2 protein-coding genes are annotated in these 1,504 nt (G+C 80.2%); one reads left to right on the top strand and one right to left on the bottom strand.

All coding sequences use genetic code 11. From position 1 onward, the window contains the following. The first annotated feature begins 36 nt into the window (after positions 1 to 36). The gene (locus GTR00_RS20635) at positions 37 to 1,005 is read left to right on the top strand and encodes a thiamine-phosphate kinase (RefSeq protein ID WP_166613399.1); all 969 of its coding nucleotides are present in this window, start codon (positions 37 to 39) and stop codon (positions 1,003 to 1,005) included. 167 nt (positions 1,006 to 1,172) lie between these two features. Here the strand turns inward: GTR00_RS20635 and rpmB are convergent, their stop codons facing one another. Continuing rightward, positions 1,173 to 1,358, bottom strand: coding sequence for a 50S ribosomal protein L28 (rpmB, locus tag GTR00_RS20640; RefSeq protein ID WP_166613400.1), 186 nt, complete (start codon positions 1,356 to 1,358; stop codon positions 1,173 to 1,175). Positions 1,359 to 1,504 lie beyond the last annotated feature (146 nt).

Raw genomic sequence — 1,504 nt, forward strand, 5'->3', positions numbered from 1 at the left:
GCACCGGGCCGGCCGTCGCGGGGAGCGGGGAGAGCTGTGCGGGTCGGGGACCTCGACGAGTCGGAGCTGCTGGCCCGCCTGCTGCCCGTGCTGCCCGGGGGGGCGCTGCTGGGGCCCGGCGACGACGCCGCGCTCGTGGCCGCCCCCGACGCCCGCGTGGTGGCGACCACCGACGTGCTGGTGGAGGGGCGCGACTTCCGCCGCGACTGGTCCACCGGCGCCGACGTCGGCTGGAAGGCGGTGGCGCAGAACGTCGCCGACGTCGCCGCCATGGGCGCCACCTGCACCGGGCTGCTCATCGCCCTGGGCCTGCCGCGCGAGCTGGAGGTGGCCTGGGTGGAGGACTTCGCCGCCGGCGCGGCCGCGGCGTGCCGCGCGCTGGGCGCCGTCGTCGTCGGCGGGGACCTCTCCGGCGCCTCCGAGGTCGTGGTCGCCGTCACCGCCCTGGGCGACCTGGGCGGCCGCCCGCCCGTGCTGCGCTCCGGCGCCCGCCCCGGCGACGTCGTCGCCCTGGCCGGCGCCCCCGGCCGCTCCGCCGCCGGGCTGGACCTGCTGCGCGCCGGCCTCCTGGCCGGACCGGGCGCCGTGCCCGGGCTGCTCGCCGCGCACCGGCGCCCCGTGCCGCCCGTGGACCTCGGCCCGGCCGCCGCCGACGCCGGGGCCAGCGCCCTCATGGACGTCAGCGACGGGCTGCTGCGCGACGCCGGCCGCATCGCCGCCGCCAGCGGCGCCACCCTCGACCTGCACCTGGCCGGCACCGCGCTGGGCGCCGGCGCGGCAGCGCTGGCCGCGGCCACCGGCGCCGGCGCCGCGGCGGCCGAGGCGTGGGTGCTCACCGGCGGCGAGGACCACGGCCTGCTGGCGTGCTTCCCGCCCGCCGCGCGCCGCCCGGACGGCTACGAGGTCGTCGGGCGCGTGGCCGCGGCGGGGGAGCACCCGGTGCTCGTCGACGGCCGGCCCTGGTCCGGCACCGGCGTGGGCTGGGACCACTTCCGCGGTCGCTGACCCCGCCCGCCACCACCGTTGCGCCACCGCTCCGCCACGACCGCGCCGCAGCGGTTCCGGGGCGCAGCGCGACGGGCCCGGCACCCCTGGCGGGGTGCCGGGCCCGGACGCACCGCGGGGCCGGTCCGTCCGGACCGGCCCCGCGGGCTCGTGCTGTGCGCGGAGGGTCAGCGCGTGACCTTGCCCGCCTTCAGGCAGGAGGTGCACACGTTGAGCCGCTTCGGCGTGCCGTTCACGGTGGCCCGGATCCGCTGGATGTTCGGGAGCCACATGCGGTTGGTGCGCCGGTGCGAGTGCGAGACGCTCTTGCCGAAGCCAGGGCCCTTGGCGCAGACGTCGCAGGTGGCAGCCACGGGGTACTCCTGGGGTCGTGAGGGGTGGAGGGGCGACGACCGCGGTGGGGCGTCGACCGGCGCCGGGGATGCCCGGACACCGCGGACAACCATAGCTGAGCCGGACGGGTGCGGGCGAACCGGCACCGCCCACCGCGCCACCCGCC

The sequence above is a fragment of the Kineococcus indalonis genome, assembly GCF_009906395.1.
Taxonomy (GTDB): Bacteria; Actinomycetota; Actinomycetes; order Actinomycetales; family Kineococcaceae; genus Kineococcus; species Kineococcus indalonis.